Raw genomic sequence first — 19,485 nt, forward strand, 5'->3', positions numbered from 1 at the left:
TCATTCGCCTGACTTCGAGCGTCGCGGGCAGGCCCCGCAAACCGCAGTCAGGAAAGGGGCGGCCACCTTGCTGAAGGCGACCGCCAACCGCTTGGGAGGTGCGGTCTTTTACTTGCGATAGCCGAGCTTCACGAGTTCGGCTTCGGCTGCGGTGGCGGCCTGGTCCAGCGCATCGTCCGGCTTGATCTCACCGACGATCGCTTTGTAGATGAACGGCGCGACTACCTGCAGAACTTGCGCGTGGAACGGGAACGGCGGAGCTCCGGCGAACAGCTTTCCGTCCTCACGCATCAGCGTGTAGTAGCCGTTCATCTTCTTGTCCTGATCGACGATCTTGGGATCGTCGTAGGTCGAGTTCATGACGATGCGGGAGCCGGCCAGCGCCCAGTCGGTCTGCACTGAAGCCTGACCGATATACTGCAGGAATAGCAGCGCCGCGTCCTTGTTTTTGGACGAATGCGGGATGCCGAATGCACCACCATCGTAATAGCCGATATATCCCTTGCCGGATTCGGCTGCTTCCATGACACCCGCCTCGACCGGAGGCAATGACACTCCCACCTTGCCGACGACGGTCGATTTGCTTTCGTCGGTAGCGATCCAGGCAGCGTTTTCACCGTAGACGAGGCCTTGGGCTGCGCGGCCGGCGGCAAATGTCCCGGCAACCTCGTCCCAGGTGGACGACGTCGATTCCGGCGGCGCGTATTTCAGCAGGCCGATCCAGTAGTTGAGCGCCTTCTTCGCGGCGGCGGAGTTCATCTGGCCGCCGTTGGCTTCGGTGGCCGCGAAGGTCGTGCCATCGATGCCCCAGTTATACACGCCAAAGGTCGGCGCGACCGACTCGAAGAATTCGTAGAAGGCGGCGGGATGGCTCGACGAGGCCTGTACGGTGGTTCCCCAGAGCTCCTTGTCTGCGCCGTATTCGGTGAAGAACTTGGCGATCTGGGTATACTCGTCATGCGTCGTCGCGGGCTTCAGATCCGCACCGGTGGAATCCTTGTAGGCTTTCTGGATCGCCGGATCATCGAAAAGATCCTTGCGGTAGAGGTAAGGCTTGATGAAGGCTTCCATGGGGACGCCCATGACATCGCCCGACTTCGGATCCTTGAAATAGTTCAAGAAAGTAGTGAAATTCTCCGGCTTGAAGTCCGGCGAAGCGATCTTCGCATTATCGGTAAGCGACTTGGTGATGTCGACCAGGAAATTGCGAGCCAGATACGTATATACGATGTCCTGCTCGATATAGACGAAGTCATAGATGCCGGTATTGGCCTCCATGTCCTTGATCGCCTTGTCGTACATCTGGTCCCAGGATGTCGCTTCGAATTCGACCTTGATGCCGGTCTCTTCGGTGAACTTGGGACCGAGCACCTGCTCGACATATTTCGACGCTGGGGTCGATTCCGAGATGCCCCGGATGGTCGCGCCCTGGTAGGGTTGGGCGGCAGTTTTCCACCAAGAATCCTGAGCAAGAGCGGTCGAGCTCCAAAGGCCAAGCGAAATGAAGCCGACGCCCACGGCTTTGACGAAACTGTTCATTGTTCTCCTCCATTTGGATCGCAAAATCGGTCCGGTTGTGCGTGCTAAACTCTCCTCCGACACGCTCAACGGACCACAATAGTTGTAGAAAGAACGGGTGGACACAAGCGCGGCCGTTGCGCGATACTGATACTCTCATGCGCGAAATGCCGAAAATATCCATGAAATCTTGTGTGCGTTGCACAATCCAATATTGATTGTCAGCGCAACGACCATCGCGGGAAGCACTGGAGGATGTCCGCAATGTCAGTTGTTTCGCCAACGGTCGCGAGATTTGAATATGTCTTGACCGGCGCGGACGAGTCGTTCCTCTGGCGCCGCGACGACTATCCGTGGGAACGCAACGTCTGGAATTTCCACCCGGAGGTGGAGATCCACTACATTCCCAACGCCAGCGGCGTCCTGCTTGCAGGCGATCATGTCGGCGCGTTCACGCCGGGCCATATTTCCGTCATCGGCAGCAACCTGCCGCACGACTGGGTGACGCCGCTCGGACCGGGTGAGCGCGTTCCAGGACGTGACATCGTCATCCAGTTTCTGCCGGCCAAGCTGGAGCAGGCTTCGGCCTTCCTGCCGGAACTGGCGGGGCTGCGTGACTTTCTCGCCCGCGCACAGCGGGGGCTCTCCTTCAAGGGCCGGGCGCGGGAGCAGGCGGAGGCGCTGATACTCGACATGGAGTTCCAGACCGGCTCGCTGCGGCTTTCGACCTTCCTGTCATTGCTCTCGCTGCTGCGGGACACCGACGAGTTCGATATGCTGTCTTCAGAGGCTTATGTGCCGGACCTGAGCTATGGCTCGCTCGAAGCCCTGCAACAGGTCTTCGCGTATGTCTTTGCCAATCTGTCGGAGGATATCCGGTTGCCTGATATGGCTCGCATGGTCGGCATGAGCGACAGCGCTTTCTCGCGATTCTTCAAGAAAAACAGCGGCCACACCTTCACCGACCACGTCAACAAGCTTCGTATCTGGAAAGCGGGTCAGCTATTGACCGATACCTCTATGCCGATAACGGACATCTGCTTCGAGGTGGGCTATCGCAATCTGTCAAATTTCAACCGGGTGTTTCTCCGCCACCATAACCTAACACCGACGAAATACCGGAAACTGTCCACCAACCGCAGAACCGTTCCGTTACCTCAGGCAGTGACAGATCATATGCCTGTGCAGTCAGCCTAGCGATCAGTCGATGATACCTAGAGAGGAGGGAAGATGTATTCTCTCCTTGCGACTTCATTATGCCCAGACTCGGACGATCCCTATGAAAACCGCGTAATCACGCTGATCCCTATCGCCTCCGCCTTATCGAGCGCCATCAGCGCCGGCACGGCCTCCTCGAGACTGACGCGGCGTCCGATCAGTTTCTGCGGCGCGATCTTCCCCGCCGCCAGCATGGACAGCATGGCGTCGTAGCGCCAGGCCTGCATGCCGTGGCTGCCGTAGATCTCCAGTTCGTGGCCGATCACCTGGCCCATCGGAATCTGCGGTGTCGCGTATTCGCCGAGCATCAGCCCCACCTGCACATGCCGGCCGCGCCGGCGCAGATTCTTGATCGAGTTGAAGCAGGTGGCGGGGTGGCCGAGCGCGTCGATCGAGACATGCGCGCCGCCTTTGGTGATATCGCGCACCGCCTCGGCCACGTCGGCAACGCTTGAGGCATTGACCGTCGCCACCGCGCCGCACTCTCTGGCGAAGGCGAGTTTCTCCTCCGATATGTCGATGCCGATCGCATTGGCGCCCAGCGCGGTGGCGATCATGATCGCCGACAGGCCGACGCCGCCGCAACCATGCACGGCGATCCATTCGCCGGGTCCGGTGCGCGCCTGGTCGGCGACGGCGCGGAACGAGGTGGCGAAGCGGCAGCCGAGGCTTGCCGCTGTCGCGTCCTCGATCGTATCGGGCAGATGCACCAGATTGGTGTCGGCATAATCGATCGCCACATATTCGGCGAAGGAGCCCCAATGGGTGAAACCCGGTTGGAACTGGTTCGGGCAGATCTGCTGGTTGCCGGAATGGCATTCGCTGCAATGGCCGCAGCCGGACACGAAGGGCACGGTCACCCGGTCGCCCGCCTTGAAGCGCATGACGCCGCGGCCGGTGGCGACGACGCGTCCGGCAAGCTCGTGCCCCGGCACATGCGGCAGGCGGATATCGGGATCGTGGCCCATCCAGCCGTGCCAGTCGCTGCGGCAGAGCCCGCTTGCGCCGACTGCGATGACGACTCCGTCCTCGGAAGGTGTCGGATCGGGCAGCGTGCGGATTTCCGGCGCCTGCTCGAAGGCTTCGTAGAACATGGCTTTCATCGGCGTCTTCCCTTGCTGCTGTCCGGCGATTTCTCCTCATGATCGCATGCGCCAGCCCGCCATTCCAACAGAGATTCCATCATTTTTGCTGATGCACCCATCGCCAACGCCGCAGGTGTCGCGCACGAATATTGCGGCCGGACGCTGTGCTCCGGCATTTTCTTGCTTCCGTATTTCCGGCCGGGATTTGTCCTTGACCCGGCGTGCCGCCGGGGTTTTTGCTTTCCCGGATTCGCAAGGGAGATCAGCAATGGCCGTCGATACATCACCGCGTTCCACCACCTGGACTCATGTCGACGGCGAATGGCTTCCCGGCAATCCGCCGCTGATCGGGCCGACCTCGCATGCCATGTGGCTCGGCTCCACGGTGTTCGACGGTGCCCGCTGGTTCGACGGCATCGCCCCGGATCTTGATCTTCACTGCCAGCGCGTGAACCGCTCCGCACTCGCCATGGGCCTGAAGCCGGTGAAATCGGCCGAGGAGATTGCCGCGCTCGCCTGGGAAGGCGTTGGCAAATTCGACGGCGCGACGGCGATCTACATCAAGCCGATGTATTGGGGCGAACATGGTTCGCCCGGCAGCATTGTCTCCGTCGATGCCGAATCGACCCGCTTCGCGCTCTGCCTGTTCGAGGCGCCGATGGGCGGCCATGGCGGCACCAGCCTCACCGTTTCGCCCTATCGCCGTCCCTCGCCCGAAACGGCCATGACGGAGGCGAAGACCGGCTCCCTTTACCCGAACAGCGGCCGCATGATCACCGAGGCGCGCAGCCGCGGCTTCGACAATGCGCTGGTGCGCGATCTGAACGGCAATGTCGTCGAAACAGCCTCCTCCAACGTCTTTCTGGTGCGCGACGGCGTGGTGATGACGCCCGCCGCCAACCGCACCTTTCTCGCCGGCATCACCCGCGCCCGCGTCATCGGCCTCTTGCGCAAGGCCGGCTTCGACGTCGTGGAAGCCACGCTCTCGGTCGAAGATTTCCTTGCAGCCGACGAGATCTTCACGACAGGCAATTATTCCAAAGTCGCCGGCGTCACCCGCCTCGACGATCGCAATTTCCAGGAAGGCCCGGTCACCCGCAAGGCGCTGGAACTCTACATGGACTGGGCCCACGGGAGAAGTGAGAGCGAGGAGTGAGCAGTGGTTCGGCGTAGCCGAGGTAATCGATTCAGCGAATCGATTGCAACGGCGGACGTAGGTTTCAGTTCGTCAGGAACAGGGTCGTCACGCGACGATTTCAGCTTCGCAAATCGATCCCAAACCTTAACGCTCACTTGACGATGCAGAGCGGGCCTGCCCGAAACCGCTTCGCTTCCCCACACCTTTCCGCCATAGTGCGCCGAAATTTTCATACACAGAGGAACCACCCATGACCGTGCTCTCCGACGAACAAGGTGAGATCATCCGCGAGCTGGGCCTTGCCGCCGAGATCGATCCGGAGCACGAGATCGAGCGGCGGACCGCCTTCCTCAAGGATTATCTCGTGGCGTCGGGCATGCGCGGCTACGTCCTCGGCATTAGCGGCGGCGTCGATTCGCTGACGGCGGCGCTGATTGCTCAGAAGGCGGTGCGCGAGTTGCGTGAAGGTGGCCATGCGGCGGAATTCATTGCCGTGCGACTTCCCTACGGTGTTCAGGCCGACGAGGCCGATGCGAACCGGGCGCTGGAAACGATCGGCGCCGATCGTTCGATGGTGGTCAACATCAAGGAAGCGGCGGATGCGATGCTGGCCGCCGCGCAGAACGGCGGCCTTGCCTTTGCCGATGCCGGCCGGCAGGATTTCATCCTCGGCAACATCAAGGCCCGCCAGCGGATGATCGCCCAGTTCGCCTTGGCCGGCGCGCTCGGCGCCCTGGTGATCGGCACCGACCACGCCGCCGAGGCGGTCATGGGCTTCTTCACCAAGTTCGGCGACGGCGCCGCCGATATCCTGCCGCTCGCCGGCCTCAACAAGCGCCGCGTCCGCCTGCTGGCAAAGCGGCTCGGCGCTCCGGATGAGCTGGTCTTCAAGGTGCCCACGGCCGATCTCGAGGACCAGCGGCCGCTGCGTCCCGACGAGGAGGCCTATGGCGTCACCTATGACGAGATCGACGATTTTCTTGAAGGCAAGCCGGTCGGCGAGATTGCCCGCCGCCGGATCCTTTCCGCCTATCGGGCGACTGCTCATAAGCGAGCCCTGCCGGTCGCCGTCAACGCTCTCTAAGAGCGGCGCTACGGCCGCACCGGCTCGCCGGCCCGTCCGGCCGAGGCGAGATAGGCCTGCGGGGCGAAATAGACGCCGCCGGCCTCGAAGGCCTGGAGATCTTCGGCCTGCAGTGCCTCTCGCACCTTGGGGCGCGCCGCGACGCGAGCCATGAAGCCGCTCAGTGCCGGCCATTGTTTCAGATCGATGTCGATCCAGGGCGACCAGTTGAGGCAGACGAAGAGATAGGCGTCGGCCACCGTGAAGGCATCGCCGGTAAGATAGGGTGCGGTCACACGGTCGTTCAGCCAGGCGAGCCGTTTCGAGATCAGTGCGCGGATTTCTCCATGCACGCTGGAATAGATCGGGCTGAACAGCAGCACCATCGGCTTGTGCAGCTCGGCGGTGATGAAATTGAGATAGGATTGCACCTCGTTGCGCTTGATGTCGCCGACTTCCGGCAGCAGGCCCGAGCCTTCCGCCAGAAACTGCACGATCGCCGGCCCTTCGGTCAGTACCTTTCCATCGTCCAGCATCAGCGCCGGCACATAGCCGTTGCCGTTGATGACCAGGTAGTCTTCGCCTTTGCTTGTCCTGTGGGTCTTCCGATCGACCTGGACGAGCTCGATGTCGAGCCCCAGCTCCCGGCAGATGATGTGCGGCGAAAGCGAGCAGGCTGCGGCGTGCATATAGAGTTTCATCTCGGTTTCCTTTCTGCGGAGGCGGCAAGATGCCGCCGGCCGATATGTTTGGACATTTGTACTGTTTCGCATAAAATAACCGTCGTCAACAATTTAATGCGAAGCAGTACAAAATATGAAGGACGAGAAGAAACGCGGCCGCCCGAGGGCTTTTGACGCCAAGGCGGCGCTCGGCAAGGCGAGGGACGTCTTTTGGGACAGGGGCTTTGCCGCCGCCTCGCTCGACAATCTGAGTGCCGCGACCAACCTCAACCGCCCAAGCCTCTACGGCGCCTTTGGCGACAAGGAGGCTCTCTATCTCGAAGCCCTGGAGGCCTATCGGCAGGATGGCATGGACGTGCTGAAGCAGGCGCTCGACTCGTCACTGCCGCTGCGCGACAATCTCGCGAGCGTCTACGCCGGGGCGTTAGCGATCTATCTGCACGGCGAAACCGCCGCCCGCGGCTGCCTGCTGATCGGCACCGCCTCGGTCGAGGCGGTCCAACATGAGCGTGTGCGCGAGGTGCTCGGCCGCAGCCTCAACGAGTTCGATGGTGAGATCGAAAAACGCATGCGCATTGCCGTCGAAAGGGGCGAGCTTCCCGAGAGCGCCGATCCGCTGATGCTGGCAAGGCTCGCCTCCGCGGTCATGCATTCGCTTGCCGTGCGCGCCCGCGCCGGCGACAGCCGTGAGGTGCTGGAGTGGATCGCCCGCTCAGGCGTCGAGCTGATCTGCGGGAGCTCGCAGGTCTGATGTTGTGGCCTCCCTCGGCCGCACCAGCCAGGCATAGGCAGCACCGGCCAGAAGCAGCAGCGAGGTGCCGAGAAAAACCGAGCGCATGCCGATATGCCCGCCGACGAAGCCGCCGAGGATGGGGCCCGCGACCTGGCCGACATATTGCGACGAGATGGAAAGCCCGAGAATGCTGCCGGCCGCACTGTCCGGCACGCTATGGCGGATGACGGCGGCGATGCAGGGCAGCAGCCCGCCGAGTGCTGCTCCCATCAAGAAGCGCAGGATGATCAGCTGCCAGGGACTGGTGACGAGAGCCTGCGGGATCAGCAGCAGCCCGGCGACCACGAGCGCACCCGCGATCACTGGCCAGTGGCCGACCCTGTCGGCGAGCCTGCCGAGCCATGAGGCCGAAACGATGCTGCCGAGGGCGGCGGCCGACATGACGAGACCGGAGATCATCGTCACTTGCGCATCGACGGGCACGATCTCGGCGACATAGACGGTGATGATCGGCTCGATCGACATATTGGCGAGCATCAGCAGCATGCCGGTTGCCAGCATGGCAATGACGGGGCGCCTGTCGTTTATGGATCTCCAGCCGCCGCTCGCCTTGGCCGCCAGGCTGCGGGCCGGTGACTTCTCCTCCTTGATCAGCAGGGTGGTGGCGAGAAAGGCGAGGAAGATGATGGCCCCGGCGGCGAGAAACGTGCCGCGGATGCCGATGAGCTGCGGCAGTGCGCCGCCAATCAGCGGCCCGACGAGATTGCCGGCCATGATGCCGGAAGACAAGACGCCGAGCGCCCACGCCGAGCGGTCCTTCGGCGTCTGCGTCGCCACCAGCACCATCGAGCCGGAAGAGTAGCCGCCGGCAAGCCCGACGAACAGGCGCAGCGCCACCAGCTGCCAGACATTGCCGGCCATGCCCATCAGCGAGATCGCCAGCGTCATGCCGAGGCTGGCGCGCACCAGCATCAGCTTGCGGCCATAGATATCGCCGAGCCGCCCCCAGAGCGGCGCGACGAGAGCGGCGGCCAGGAAGGTGGCGCCATAGGCGATGCCCGACCATTGCACGATCGCCGCATGATCGGTCACGCCGAGCTCTTCGACATAAAGCGGCAGGAAGGGAAGCAGCAGCGTCATCGCCACGATCGTGGTGAAGGAGCCGATCAGCGAGACGGCAAGGTTGCGCCTCCAGTAGATCGAGCCTGGTCCAGCGCTGGCCGCGTCCCGTTGCGTGTCGGTCATTCTTGCCTCGGCATCGATCCTGCGGGGGCAGTTGCGCCGCAAGCTGGATCATCTCGGGTAGAAGTGGTAGAAGATAGCCGATTGCATAATGCAATCGGATAATCGGAAGGTTTTGCCATGAACGAGATGCGATCCAGGCAACAGACTGTCCGCGATCTCTACACCGCCTATCTCGCCGATCGCAAGGACCTTGTCGGCGCCATGCTGACGGAGGATTTCACCTTCTCCAGCCCGCGTGACGACCATATCGACCGGGCGACCTATTTCGAGCGCTGCTGGCCCAAGGAGCCGGTCTTCCGCGCAATCCACATCGAGTTCCTGTCGGTCGACGGCGACGAGGCTGTTGTTCGCTACCGGGCCGAAAAACTGGACGGCACGAGCTTCGCCAACATGGAAAGCATTCGTTTCCGCGGCGATAGGATCGCCTCCGTGGAGGTCTATTTCGGCCGCAATCTCTGACACGCCGAAACGCCTTTAGAAGATCCGCAACGCCGACGTCGTGATGATGACCATTGAGACCGCCACCATCAGCGCCCGCACCGGCAGGCGCTTGACGAAGATGGCGCCGAAGGGGGCGGCGATGACGCCGCCGATAATGAGGCCGATCGCCGAATTGAGCTCAGACCAGCCGAGCGTCACGACGAAGGTGAGCGAAATCGTCAGCGTCACGGCGAATTCGGTAAAATTCGTCGAGCCGATTACCCGTTTCAGATCATGACCGCGCCCGACCAGCGTACTGGTGACGACAGGACCCCATCCGCCGCCGCCGATCGCATCCAGCAGGCCGCCGCAAAAGCCGACGGGCGGCACGGCCCAGTCGCGCACCTCGCGTTTGCTCGGTGGTCGGAAGCCCTTGTAGAGGATCAGCAGACCGATCGCGATCAGATAGGCCGACACGAAGGGTTCGATCACCTTGCCGTCTATATTGGCAAGCAGAGTGGCGCCAATCGCGCCGCCGATCATGCCGGCCGGGGCTAGACGCGCCACCAGCCGCCAGTCGACATTGCGATGATAGGCATGCGACAGGCCTGACGCGGCCGTCGTAAACATTTCCGTCACATGCGTCATGGCGCTGGCATTGGCCGCCGGCACCCCGAAGGCCAAGAGGCTCGTCGTCGACAGCACGCCGAAGGCCATACCGAGCGCGCCGTCGACGATCTGCGCACAGAAGCCGACAGCGATGAAAAAGAAGATATCCGATGGCATGCTGTCCCCTCAGGCGAACGGTAGCATCAGAATCGCCGATGCGGAGAAAACTTTTGCTCTCAGGAGGAAAAGCCGCGCTGCTTCAACCGGACGATCTTGAAAAAGCCGTTCGGAAAGACCGGCAGAATATCGGTCGTTGAAAAATCGCCGCGGCGTTCGGCCCAGGCGACGATGCGGTGGATGCGGAAGGCGGACGACCAGCCGATGTGACGCACCAGCGGCGCCACCGCCGCCTCGATCGCGCCCTGAAGGCCGGCGCCGTCGCCGAGCTTGCTGGCTAGGATGATCTCGCCGCCCGGCCGCAGCACCCGGGCGCATTCGTCCAGCGCCCGTTCGGGCTCGGGAATCAGCGTGATGACGAAGGGCAGGCAGACCACGTCGAAAGACTTGTCGGTAAAGTGCAGCGCATGTGCATCCATCACCTCGAGCGCCTGCACATGCTGCAGGTTTTCGCGCCGTACCTTTTCGCGCGCGCGTGCGATCATATGTTCGGAAATGTCGATGCCTGTCACCCGGCAGCGGCTCGGATAGTGGGCGAGCGTTAGACCGGTGCCGACACCAACTTCAAGAATATCGGTGCCGGCTGCGGCAGCCAGCGCGGCCAGCTTGCGGTGGCCGTCGCGCAGGATGCCGCGATAGACGCGGTCATAGACCGGTGCCCAGCGCTGATAGATTTTCTGCTGATCTTCCGCCCGGTTGCGAAGCTCCGACATGCATAAACCTCCCTGCGCCTGACCCCGAGAATCGAATCGATTTCGGAAAGCATCATGCGTTTATCGCAAACATAGAGCGCCTTGGCGCCTCTCATAGAGGCGCGGGGCTCTAAAAACTGAGCACTTCAACTCCTGAGAGTGGGTTTGGGTTCCGCTCGCAATGTGACCAAAGTCACATGCCGCTGCGGTGGCCGGCTTCGCTGGCGCCAAGCCGAGCTCTTCAGCATCGATCTCGCTGCCGATCTCGACCGATTCCGTCTGCTTGTCATAGACGCAGATCTGGACGATGAGCCCCCTGGCCCCCTTCGACTTTCCCGTCACCAGGTCCAGCCCGTAATGCGAGGTGCCGAAGGGATCGACCACGGCCTTCGGCTTCTCGATTGCGACCGCCGCCTTCCTGCACTTGTCTTCCACGTCTGCGGCCAGCTGTTTCCAGGCCTCGTCCGAAGAGGCATGCGCCGCAGGGACAAGAGAGGGAAGCGCGGCAATGGCGAGATGCGGGATTATATTCCTGTTCATACCGGATCTCCATTGATGTCGGTGGCCGGTGAAGCGGTTTTCGGGGCGTCATGCCGGCGATTTTGCACGCCCGAATCCCGCCCTGAAACTGAGGCAAATTTTCCTCCGTCCGGTCGTTTTTTGATATTTCGGCGGTTGCCTCTCCCCCTTTCCCCTCCTATGTTCCGCCTCACCTGCCGATGACGCAATCTATTGCCAAGAGGAGATCTGACATGGCTTTCGAATTGCCTGAACTTCCCTATGATTACGAAGCGCTTGCCCCCTTCATGTCGAAGGAAACGCTGGAGTTTCACCACGACAAGCATCACAAGGCCTATGTCGACAACGGCAACAAGCTCGCCGCCGAAGCCGGCCTTTCGGACCTCTCGCTCGAAGAGGTCGTGAAGAAGTCCTTCGGCACCAATGCCGGCCTCTTCAACAACGCCGCCCAGCACTACAATCACATTCATTTCTGGAAATGGATGAAGAAGGGCGGCGGCGGCAACAAGCTGCCGGGCAAGCTCGAAGCGGCCTTCGCCTCCGATCTCGGCGGCTATGACAAGTTCAAGGCCGATTTCGCCAATGCCGGCGCCACCCAGTTCGGCTCCGGCTGGGCCTGGGTTTCCGTCAAGAACGGCAAGCTCGAAATCTCCAAGACCCCGAACGGCGAAAACCCGCTCGTCCATGGCGCCACGCCGATCCTCGGCGTCGACGTCTGGGAACACTCCTATTACATCGACTATCGCAACGCCCGCCCGAAATATCTCGAAGCCTTCATCGATAGCCTGATCAACTGGGACTACGTCCTGGAACGTTACGAAGAAGCCACGAAGTAAGCGCCCGGTCTCGCCCCCAGCCGCGGCGATCTCTCGATTTCGCACCCGGCGTTCTCCGAACGTCGGGTGTTTTCGTGACGCGAGCCGTCACATCCCTGTCACCGGCCGATCCTAATCACGCTCGATGTCCTCTTCCGATGTTTCCCCGCTCCGCTTCGGCATCATCGCCGATCCGCAATATGCGGCGATCCCTCCGCATGCGGCCATGGACCGCTATTACGCCAACAGCCTCGCCAAGGTCGCCGAGGCGATCGAGGTCTTTAACGGCTGGGAATTGAGCTTCGTCATGACGCTCGGCGATATCATTGACCGCAGCTTCAGGAGCTTCGACGACATCCTGCCGGTCTACGGCAAGCTGAGGCACGAGGCGCTCTTCCTGCTCGGCAATCACGATTTCTCCGTCTCGGCGGGGCATCTCTCCGAAGTCGCCGCGCGACTCGGCATGCCGTCGCCCTATTACAGTTTTTCCCGCCACGGCTGGCGCTTCGTCGTGCTCGACGGCAATGAGGTCAGCACCTTCGCGCCGCCCGAGGGCCATCCGCACCGCGCCCTTGCCGCGCAAATGCTGGCCGAGCTGGAGGAGAAAGGCGCCAGGAATGCCCATCGGTGGAATGCTGCGCTGAGCGACGTGCAGTTCGCCTGGCTAGGCGATGAAATCGCAGAGGCAGCTGCGACCGGCGAGAAGGTGATCGTCATGAATCACTATCCCGTGCATCCGCCAAGTGAGCACGGCATGTGGGACAGCGAGCGCATCGTCGCGCTGCTCGCCTCGCATGCCAATGTCGTCGCCTATCTCAACGGTCACGACCACGTCGGCAATTACGCCAAGGCCGGCGCCTGCCACTTCGTCAATTTCAAGGGCGTAGTCGACACCGAAAGTGAAAACGCCTTCGCGATTGTCGAACTCCACCCTGACCGCATCGATATCCGCGGCTTCGGCCGCGAGGAGAACCGCACGCTGGCTTATTAGGCCAGAGATCGCCGCGTGCCCCTCATCCGGCTGCCGCCACCTTCTCCCGCACGCGGGGAGAAGGGAACATGCCGCGACCTCGCCGCTCCTAGCAGGCCTCTCGCAGGGCACGTCCCCTCTCCCCGTTTTTACGGGGAGAGGGTTAGGGTGAGGGGCAGCGCTCAACGTCAACCGACGCGTCGATGATTGGCCAAGTAGCTGATTTCACACCGTCACAGCCTTTTCCGCCCACCCGCTCGTCCACAATTGCCGCAGCCGGTCACCGTCGCCCTTGAAGAAATCGTCGCTCGCATCGCAACGCTCCACCCGGTCGCTGCGGAAATTGCGGATTGCCTGGCGCAGTTCGCACCAGGCGACGATATTGGCGGTCTGCGAATAGTAGATCAGCGCGATCGGCTGCACCGTCCGCTCGCTGGCGCGGCCGAGCTCGTCGCGATAGGCGAGCGTCAGCTTGCGTTCGTCGCGGATCGCCCGGCGCACGATCGCAAGGTCGAAGCCCACCGGCTGCACGGTCGAGCCCCAGGCATAAAGCGCCTTGTTGTCCAGCGCCTCGCGCAGCGGCGCCGGCACGGCGCCTGATATCTTCCGGTTGACTCGGCGGGCGGCCTGCTTCAGCTCCTCGTCGCCCGTACGTTCGAGCAGCGCCAGCGACAGAACGATCGCCTCCATCTCCTCGATCGAGAACATCAGGGGCGGCAGGTCGAAGCCCGGCCGCATGATGTATCCGATGCCGCGCCCGCCTTCGATCGGCACCCGCATTGCCTGAAGGGCGGCGATGTCGCGATAGATCGAGCGCACGGTCACTTCGAGCGTCTCGGCCATGACAGCCGCCGTCATCGGTTTTCTGGCGAGCCTCAGGATCTGGATGATCTCGAAAAGCCGCGAGGCCTTGCGCATTCTTGTCTCTCCATCCTCACGCTCCTGACAATACACTGTCAGTTGGGTTTGCGTATAGACCCGCCTATCGGATTGAAATCAATCGGGGCCTTTTGAAAGTGGCCCGCGGAACTGAGGGTGGCAACTGACATGAATTACCATGAAAACCTCTGGCTATTCTTCACCCTTCTCTTCGGCATCATCATCGTGCCGGGCATGGACATGCTCTTCGTGCTTGCCAATTCGCTGACCGGCGGTATCAGGCGGGGGCTCGCGGCGACGGGCGGTATCATGGCGGGCGGCGCCGTGCATTCGGCCTATGGCGCGGCCGGCGTCGGCGTGCTCGTCACCATGCTGCCGCAGCTCTTCAACCTGCTGCTCTTTGCCGGCGTCGGTTATATGATCTGGATTGGCGTTTCGCTGATGCGCAGTTCGATCACCGTCGAGGTGGTCGGGCCGGCGACGGCGCGCTCTGGCTGGCGCGCCTTCTGCCAGGGCGCCGTCACCTGTCTCGTCAATCCCAAGGCCTATATTTTCATGTTCGCGGTCTACCCGCAGTTCCTGAGACCGGAATATGGCCCGGTCTGGATGCAGGGTGTGATCATGGGCGCCATGACTATCGTCACGCAGTTCGCCGTTTACGGAACGCTGGCGATGACGGCAGGCCGCAGCCGCGACCTGCTGGTGGCAAATCCCGACGCCACGGCCTTTGTCGGCCGTTGCGCCGGACTGCTCCTGGTTGCGGTCTCCGCTTTCAGCCTCTGGCAAGGTTGGAAAACCACCTGAGACGCCGGTTATCACATTGTTTTTATGACCCTCCGGCAAAACGTGACTGCCTGGACGCATGGATTTTGTCATGCTCCCGGTGCAGATTGGCCATCGGCCGCCTTGGCCCCAGCAACAATGCTGAGAAAACGGAGAGGAAATATGAATTGGAAAGCAGTAGCTGCCGCCGCAGCGATGGCCGGCATCGCCTTCGGGTCGGTGACCGCCGCCGATGGCACCCATGATTCGCGCATTGCGCTGATGAAGAAGATCGGCGGTTCGGCGGGCGCCATGGCCGCCATCGCCAAGGGCGAGAAGCCCTATGATGCCGAGACGGTAAAGGCGGCGCTGACGACGATCGCCGCCACCGCCAAGGTTTTCCCCGATCAGTTCAATCCGGGCAGCGATATGAACGATCCCGAGGTCAGCCCGAAGGTCTGGGAAAACATGGACGACTTCAAGGCGCGTGCCGCAAAGCTCTCGACTGACGCCGAGACCGCGCTGGCTCAGCTTCCGGCCGATGCCGCCGCTGTCGGCGCGACCATAAACACCCTCGGCGCCAATTGCGGCGGCTGTCACAAGGCCTATCGTATCAAGAATTGATAGACCGTTCGATCTGGAACTTGATGCGCGATCCGCGCCGGCCTGGCCGCTGGCGCGGATCACCTTGTTCTCCGCGTGTGGGCTGGTGCCGAATCGTTCCGCACAGGAAAATCTCGGAAAAAGGGAGGCGGAGCATGATCCGCAGGTTCATCCGGTTTCTGCTCTGTCTGATCGGCGTCGTCGTTCTCGGCGGCGGCGCCTTCTATCTCGTCACCGCGCCCGATCCGCTGCCGGAGAGCCATTGGGCCGGTCTCGGCGCGCCGGATCCGGCAAACGGTGAGATGGTCTTCCGGGCGGGCGGCTGCGTCAGCTGTCATTCAGCACCCGGTTCCGAAGGCGATGCCAGGCTGACGCTGTCGGGCGGCCTGGCGCTGAAGAGCCCGTTCGGCACCTTCCACGTGCCGAACATTTCGCCGGATGAAAAGGCCGGCATCGGCGCCTGGACGCTGGCCGAATTCGGCAATGCGATGAAGCGCGGCGTCGGCCCGGATGGCCAGCATCTTTACCCGTCTTTTCCCTATGGCTCCTATTCCCGCATGAGCGACAAGGACGTCAACGATCTCTTCGCCTTCCTGAAGACCCTGCCGAAGAGCGCCAACGTCGCGCCCCCGCATGAACTGCCCTTTCCTTACAACATCCGCCTTGCGCTCGGCGGCTGGAAATTCCTCTATTTCAACGATCAGCCCCGCGTCGCGCTCGCCAAGAACGACGACAAGATCAAGCGCGGGCAGTATCTCGTCGAAGGCCCCGGCCATTGCGGCGAGTGCCACACTCCGCGCAATGGGCTCGGCGGCTTCCAGGCCGATTTGTGGCTCGCCGGCGCTCCTAACCCCGAGGGGAAGGGGCGCATACCCGATATCACCCCGGCCTCCAAGAGCATCGGCGGCTGGAGCGAGGCCGATATCGCCAACTACCTCGAAACCGGCTTCACGCCCGATTTCGATTCCGTCGGCGGTTCGATGGTCGATGTGCAGCAGAACATCGCCCGCCTGCCGGCTGCCGACCGCGAGGCGATCGCCGCCTATCTGAAGGCCGTGCCGGGGCGTTAGACAACATGGCTAGGCCCTGCCTTCATGCGCCCCCTTAAAGGGAGGTGGGACCCGGCATCAGATCATAGGGATGGCGCCAGCCGGGCATGCTGCTGATCCGGTCTTTCCAGGCCGCGAGAGCCGGATAGGCGCTGTGATCAATCCCGGTTTCCTCTGGCATGAAGACGTAGCCTGCCAAGGAGAGGTCTGCGATTGTCAGGCGGCTCCCGACCATAAAGGCCCGGTGGGCAAGGTGGCCGTCGACAATTGCATAGGCAGCCTTGGCCCGCAGCCTCAAAAACTCGACGACCGGTGTCTCGCCGCTCTTCTGAAGGCCGTAAATGAACCTCAGGGTCGCGTAATAGCTCGTGAATTTATGGTTGTCGAAAAGGATCCAGCGCATGATCTCGCGCCGTTCTTCGGCTGTCTGCGCCCCAAACTGCCCCGTCACCTCTGACAAGTAGTCGAGGATGACCCCCGATTGGCTGATCTTCGTTTGCCCATGTTCGAGGACGGGCGCCTCGCCCTGTTCGTTGATGGTTTCTCGCCATTGTTCGGTTCGCGTTTCACCGCCGAGATAATCGACGAAAATGCTCTCCCACTCGATGCCGGCAAGGGCGAAGAAGAGGGCGACCTTGTAGGCGTTCCCCGAGAGAGCGAAGCAATGGAGTTTGAAGTCAGGCATGCAATCTCCTCATGACAACAAAGACTTAGACCCGCGACGCGGTTAAGCGATCGACTGCATGTAACGCATGCCGGTCACCGGCCTCGGCGTGAAATCCATCTGTTCGTAGAAGCGGTGGGCGAGCACATTGCCGGTCGCGGCGCTGACGGAAAGGTAGCCGCAGCCGGCATTGCGCGCCGTCTCGCGGGCCCGGTCGACGAGCAACTGGCCGGTGCCGTGGCCGCGATGGCCGTCGCGCACGAAGAGATGGTGCAGGTCCATGCCGCGCTTGCCTTCCTGCGCCCTGTAGAGCGGCACCAGAATCGCGTAGCCGATCAGCCCTTCGCCGGTTTCGGCGACAAGCGCGGTAATCCAGGGCAGCGGGCCGAACAGGTCGCGCTCCAATTGCTCCGGCGTCGTGGCGGCCGCATCGCCGTGATGGGCGGCAAGCAGGGCGATCATGTCGTTGAGCTCGGGCAGATCGCGCGGTTTGGCGGTGCGGATCGTCACCACCGATGGCCGCATCAGTGAAATTTCGCTGTCTTCGATTTCGGTCATGGTCTTCGCGTCCTTTGATAATCTGCCGTCAGGACGCTGCCGATACAACAAAGCCGCCTGACGGCGGCTTGTTGACAATATGATCTGTCCGGCCGCCCTTTACAGGTACAGCCAAAAATACGAGCGGCTCTGGTGCACGTTCTTGATCATGCAGCATCCATCGCCGCAAACGCGGCATTTGTCAATGGCGTGAGCGCATGACGCTGAAACATGTCAGACCCTCGAATCCAGCCGAGAACACCAATAGGATACCCCCTATACTAAACGAAGGTCTGCGATGTCCCACCCCACTCTGCAGAAGAAGAAGCTCGTTGCCCGCGTCAGCCGCCTGAAGGGGCGGCTGGAAGCCGTCGAGCGGGCGCTCGAGGCTGAACGCCCCTGCGGCGAAATCCTGCAACTGCTCGCCTCCATTCGGGGCGCGCTGACCGGGCTGACCAGCGAGGTTTTGGACGATCACCTGCGCCCCGGCCATCACGCGGCAATCGTCGCCATCGTCACCCCGCAGCCGCACGAGCCGGCGTTCTACAAGGGCAGGCTTTCGGCGCTTGAAGAATTGTCGCATGTGACGGTCGAGGTCACGCGCGCCGCCTGATCGGCTGCGGGCGGAGGACGAAATCGCCGCTGCTCAACAAGGTTGCAGCAGCTGACAACAAGTTGCAGCAGCTGACAACAAGTTGCAGCGGGGACGAGATGCCGCCGCAATCGGTCCTTAGCTCTATTCTCCGAATCGTCGGAGGAATTCATGGATATCAGCCTTACTCGCCGCACGCTGATCGGCTCGGTACTCTGCCTGCCTGCTTTGAGCCTGTCCACGCTGGCGCGTGCCGCCAATGCGCAGGAAACTGCCGGGGAGGGCGACGACAATATCGAGCATCGCCTTGCCGCGCTCGAAAAGCGCACCGGCGGCCGTCTCGGCGTCTCGGTGCTCGATACCCAGACGAGCATCTCCTTCGGCTATCGCGGCAGCGAGGCCTTTCCGATGTGCAGCACCTTCAAGGCGCTGGCCGCAGGGTTCGTCCTTGCCCGCGCCGACAAGGGGCAGGAGAGCCTCGAGCGGCGGGTGACCTACGGTAGCGACAAGCTCGTCGACTATTCGCCGGTCAGCGAAAAACACGCCGGTGCCGACGGCATGACCCTCGCCGAACTCTGCGAGGCGGCGGTGACCGTTAGCGACAACACCGCCGGCAACCTGCTGCTCGAAAGTTTCGGCGGTCCGCCGGCGCTGACCGACTGGCTGCGCTCGATCGGCGACGGCACGACCCGTCTCGACCGCACCGAACCGACACTGAACGAGGGTCGCAAGGGCGATCCGCGCGACACGACAGCACCCGACGCGATGCTCGATACGCTCGGCAATCTGACGCTCGGTTCGGTGCTGACTGGGGCCTCTTGCGACAAGCTGATCGCCTGGCTGGTGGCAAGCACCACGGGCAAGGAGCGGCTGCGGGCCGGCCTGCCTGCCGATTGGAAGGTCGGCGACAAGACCGGCACCGGCCAAAACGGCTCCCTCGGCGACATCGCCGTCATCTGGCCGCCCGACCGCGGCCCGATCGTCGCAGCCGTCTATATCGCCGAGGCGACCGTGCCGGCCAAGGAGCTCAACCTGATCTTTGCCGAAGTCGGCAAGATGGTAACCGAGATGGTGTGAAGCAGGGAGTCGCTTCAGAAGCAATTGATTACCGCATCGACATCAAGTTCGTGATAAGACCCGCTTTGATGTCGAGCACCGGCCGATTGGCCTCGGGGTGACCGATGTCTCTCAGCTGATAAGGTGTCAGCTCTGCCAATTGTTTCCGACTCGCGATAGCCCGCTGCCATGTTCTCAGGGCAGCAAACAAAGTCGTTAGGATGTTCATGGGACCAGCCATCTGCCTTGTCGGCGCGCTGACGAAGGTCTGTGTTTCCGTATGAGTATCCGTTTTGATCAAGCGGCTTTTGGTGTCCATTTTTGGTTTTTCCGCAGGAGTGCGTTTGCCAGCAGGATGATCTTTCGCATGATGGCTGTGATGGCGACCTTCGGCGGCTTGCCGGCTTTGATGAGGAGGTCGTATTTGGCGCTGAGTTCCGGGTTGAAGCGGCATGCAA

General features: G+C 62.1%; 22 protein-coding genes and 1 pseudogene. 12 read left to right on the forward strand and 11 right to left on the reverse strand.

From position 1 onward, the window contains the following. Nucleotides 1-108: 108 nt before the first annotated feature. A complete protein-coding gene (locus tag HJC00_RS15750; RefSeq protein ID WP_210628644.1) occupies nt 109-1,539 on the reverse strand; it encodes an extracellular solute-binding protein in 1,431 nt (476 codons plus the stop codon). Nucleotides 1,540-1,782: 243 nt separating this feature from the next. Here HJC00_RS15750 and HJC00_RS15755 point away from each other — a divergent pair, with 243 nt between their 5' ends. After that, nucleotides 1,783-2,715, forward strand: coding sequence for an AraC family transcriptional regulator (locus tag HJC00_RS15755; RefSeq protein ID WP_221155570.1), 933 nt, complete (start codon nt 1,783-1,785; stop codon nt 2,713-2,715). Between the two features lie 80 nt (nt 2,716-2,795). Here the strand turns inward: HJC00_RS15755 and HJC00_RS15760 are convergent, their stop codons facing one another. Then, entirely contained in the window at nt 2,796-3,839 is a 1,044-nt protein-coding gene (locus tag HJC00_RS15760; RefSeq protein ID WP_221146851.1) for a zinc-dependent alcohol dehydrogenase family protein, read from the reverse strand. Nucleotides 3,840-4,089: 250 nt separating this feature from the next. Here HJC00_RS15760 and HJC00_RS15765 point away from each other — a divergent pair, with 250 nt between their 5' ends. Together HJC00_RS15765 and nadE are read left to right on the forward strand one after the other, a co-directional pair. Next, on the forward strand, nt 4,090-4,977 hold the full coding sequence (locus tag HJC00_RS15765; protein ID WP_210628642.1) for a branched-chain amino acid aminotransferase: 888 nt from the start codon (nt 4,090-4,092) through the stop codon (nt 4,975-4,977). Nucleotides 4,978-5,209: 232 nt separating this feature from the next. Next, nucleotides 5,210-6,043 (forward strand): ammonia-dependent NAD(+) synthetase, encoded by an 834-nt coding sequence (gene nadE, locus HJC00_RS15770; protein ID WP_221164331.1) that lies wholly within the window; start codon nt 5,210-5,212, stop codon nt 6,041-6,043. A gap of 8 nt (nt 6,044-6,051) precedes the next feature. Here nadE and HJC00_RS15775 read toward each other — a convergent pair whose 3' ends face one another. Then, nucleotides 6,052-6,723 carry a glutathione S-transferase N-terminal domain-containing protein gene (locus tag HJC00_RS15775; RefSeq protein ID WP_221122627.1) on the reverse strand — a complete coding sequence of 224 codons (672 nt, stop codon included), beginning with the start codon at nt 6,721-6,723 and terminating at the stop codon, nt 6,052-6,054. Between the two features lie 115 nt (nt 6,724-6,838). Here HJC00_RS15775 and HJC00_RS15780 point away from each other — a divergent pair, with 115 nt between their 5' ends. After that, nucleotides 6,839-7,456 (forward strand): TetR/AcrR family transcriptional regulator, encoded by a 618-nt coding sequence (locus tag HJC00_RS15780; RefSeq protein ID WP_221164332.1) that lies wholly within the window; start codon nt 6,839-6,841, stop codon nt 7,454-7,456. Here the strand turns inward: HJC00_RS15780 and HJC00_RS15785 are convergent. Beyond that, the gene (locus tag HJC00_RS15785) at nt 7,418-8,683 is read right to left on the reverse strand and encodes an MFS transporter (RefSeq protein WP_210628639.1); all 1,266 of its coding nucleotides are present in this window, start codon (nt 8,681-8,683) and stop codon (nt 7,418-7,420) included. The two genes, HJC00_RS15780 and HJC00_RS15785, sit on opposite strands and share 39 nt — an antisense overlap. 117 nt (nt 8,684-8,800) lie before the next feature. Between HJC00_RS15785 and HJC00_RS15790 the strand changes: the two genes are divergently transcribed. Then, on the forward strand, nt 8,801-9,142 hold the full coding sequence (locus HJC00_RS15790; RefSeq protein ID WP_210628638.1) for a nuclear transport factor 2 family protein: 342 nt from the start codon (nt 8,801-8,803) through the stop codon (nt 9,140-9,142). Between the two features lie 15 nt (nt 9,143-9,157). Here HJC00_RS15790 and HJC00_RS15795 read toward each other — a convergent pair whose 3' ends face one another. The 3 genes and pseudogenes from HJC00_RS15795 to HJC00_RS15805 all read right to left on the reverse strand — a co-directional run. Then, complete coding sequence (locus tag HJC00_RS15795; protein WP_210628637.1) at nt 9,158-9,889, reverse strand: sulfite exporter TauE/SafE family protein; 732 nt, start codon at nt 9,887-9,889, stop codon at nt 9,158-9,160. A gap of 59 nt (nt 9,890-9,948) precedes the next feature. Then, entirely contained in the window at nt 9,949-10,602 is a 654-nt protein-coding gene (locus tag HJC00_RS15800; protein ID WP_221155538.1) for a class I SAM-dependent methyltransferase, read from the reverse strand. A gap of 195 nt (nt 10,603-10,797) precedes the next feature. After that, a pseudogene (locus HJC00_RS15805) lies at nt 10,798-11,121 on the reverse strand (hypothetical protein); the annotation flags it as partial. A gap of 212 nt (nt 11,122-11,333) precedes the next feature. On the opposite strand from HJC00_RS15805, the gene HJC00_RS15810 reads away from it, so the two are divergent. Both HJC00_RS15810 and HJC00_RS15815 read left to right on the forward strand, forming a co-directional pair. Next, a complete protein-coding gene (locus tag HJC00_RS15810) occupies nt 11,334-11,936 on the forward strand; it encodes a superoxide dismutase (protein ID WP_012483135.1) in 603 nt (200 codons plus the stop codon). Nucleotides 11,937-12,060: 124 nt separating this feature from the next. Beyond that, complete coding sequence (locus HJC00_RS15815) at nt 12,061-12,906, forward strand: metallophosphoesterase (protein WP_221164333.1); 846 nt, start codon at nt 12,061-12,063, stop codon at nt 12,904-12,906. 204 nt (nt 12,907-13,110) lie between these two features. On the opposite strand, the gene HJC00_RS15820 is transcribed toward HJC00_RS15815, so the two are convergent. Beyond that, a complete protein-coding gene (locus tag HJC00_RS15820; RefSeq protein ID WP_210628634.1) occupies nt 13,111-13,803 on the reverse strand; it encodes a YafY family protein in 693 nt (230 codons plus the stop codon). A 129-nt stretch (nt 13,804-13,932) separates the two neighbouring features. On the opposite strand from HJC00_RS15820, the gene HJC00_RS15825 reads away from it, so the two are divergent. The 3 genes from HJC00_RS15825 to HJC00_RS15835 all read left to right on the forward strand — a co-directional run bounded on the left by HJC00_RS15825 (nt 13,933) and on the right by HJC00_RS15835 (nt 16,199). Then, nucleotides 13,933-14,568, forward strand: a complete 636-nt coding sequence (locus HJC00_RS15825) for a LysE family translocator (RefSeq protein WP_210628633.1) — start codon at nt 13,933-13,935, stop codon at nt 14,566-14,568. 141 nt (nt 14,569-14,709) lie between these two features. Further along, nucleotides 14,710-15,150 carry a cytochrome c gene (locus tag HJC00_RS15830; RefSeq protein ID WP_210628632.1) on the forward strand — a complete coding sequence of 147 codons (441 nt, stop codon included), beginning with the start codon at nt 14,710-14,712 and terminating at the stop codon, nt 15,148-15,150. Nucleotides 15,151-15,284: 134 nt separating this feature from the next. Continuing rightward, nucleotides 15,285-16,199 (forward strand): cytochrome c, encoded by a 915-nt coding sequence (locus tag HJC00_RS15835; RefSeq protein WP_210628631.1) that lies wholly within the window; start codon nt 15,285-15,287, stop codon nt 16,197-16,199. 34 nt (nt 16,200-16,233) lie between these two features. Here the strand turns inward: HJC00_RS15835 and HJC00_RS15840 are convergent, their stop codons facing one another. Continuing rightward, nucleotides 16,234-16,863, reverse strand: a complete 630-nt coding sequence (locus tag HJC00_RS15840) for a glutathione S-transferase family protein (protein WP_221164334.1) — start codon at nt 16,861-16,863, stop codon at nt 16,234-16,236. 42 nt (nt 16,864-16,905) lie between these two features. Next, complete coding sequence (locus HJC00_RS15845; protein WP_210628629.1) at nt 16,906-17,400, reverse strand: GNAT family N-acetyltransferase; 495 nt, start codon at nt 17,398-17,400, stop codon at nt 16,906-16,908. 277 nt (nt 17,401-17,677) lie between these two features. Here HJC00_RS15845 and HJC00_RS33150 point away from each other — a divergent pair, with 277 nt between their 5' ends. Continuing rightward, on the forward strand, nt 17,678-17,992 hold the full coding sequence (locus HJC00_RS33150; RefSeq protein WP_405047664.1) for a metal/formaldehyde-sensitive transcriptional repressor: 315 nt from the start codon (nt 17,678-17,680) through the stop codon (nt 17,990-17,992). Between the two features lie 150 nt (nt 17,993-18,142). Next, a complete protein-coding gene (bla, locus tag HJC00_RS15860; protein WP_210628628.1) occupies nt 18,143-19,048 on the forward strand; it encodes a class A beta-lactamase in 906 nt (301 codons plus the stop codon). A gap of 28 nt (nt 19,049-19,076) precedes the next feature. On the opposite strand, the gene HJC00_RS15865 is transcribed toward bla, so the two are convergent. Beyond that, the gene (locus HJC00_RS15865) at nt 19,077-19,346 is read right to left on the reverse strand and encodes a DUF1127 domain-containing protein (RefSeq protein WP_221164335.1); all 270 of its coding nucleotides are present in this window, start codon (nt 19,344-19,346) and stop codon (nt 19,077-19,079) included. Nucleotides 19,347-19,485 lie beyond the last annotated feature (139 nt).

Origin of the sequence: Rhizobium sp. NLR22b, from assembly GCF_019685295.1 — a bacterium.
GTDB lineage: Bacteria > Pseudomonadota > Alphaproteobacteria > Rhizobiales > Rhizobiaceae > Rhizobium.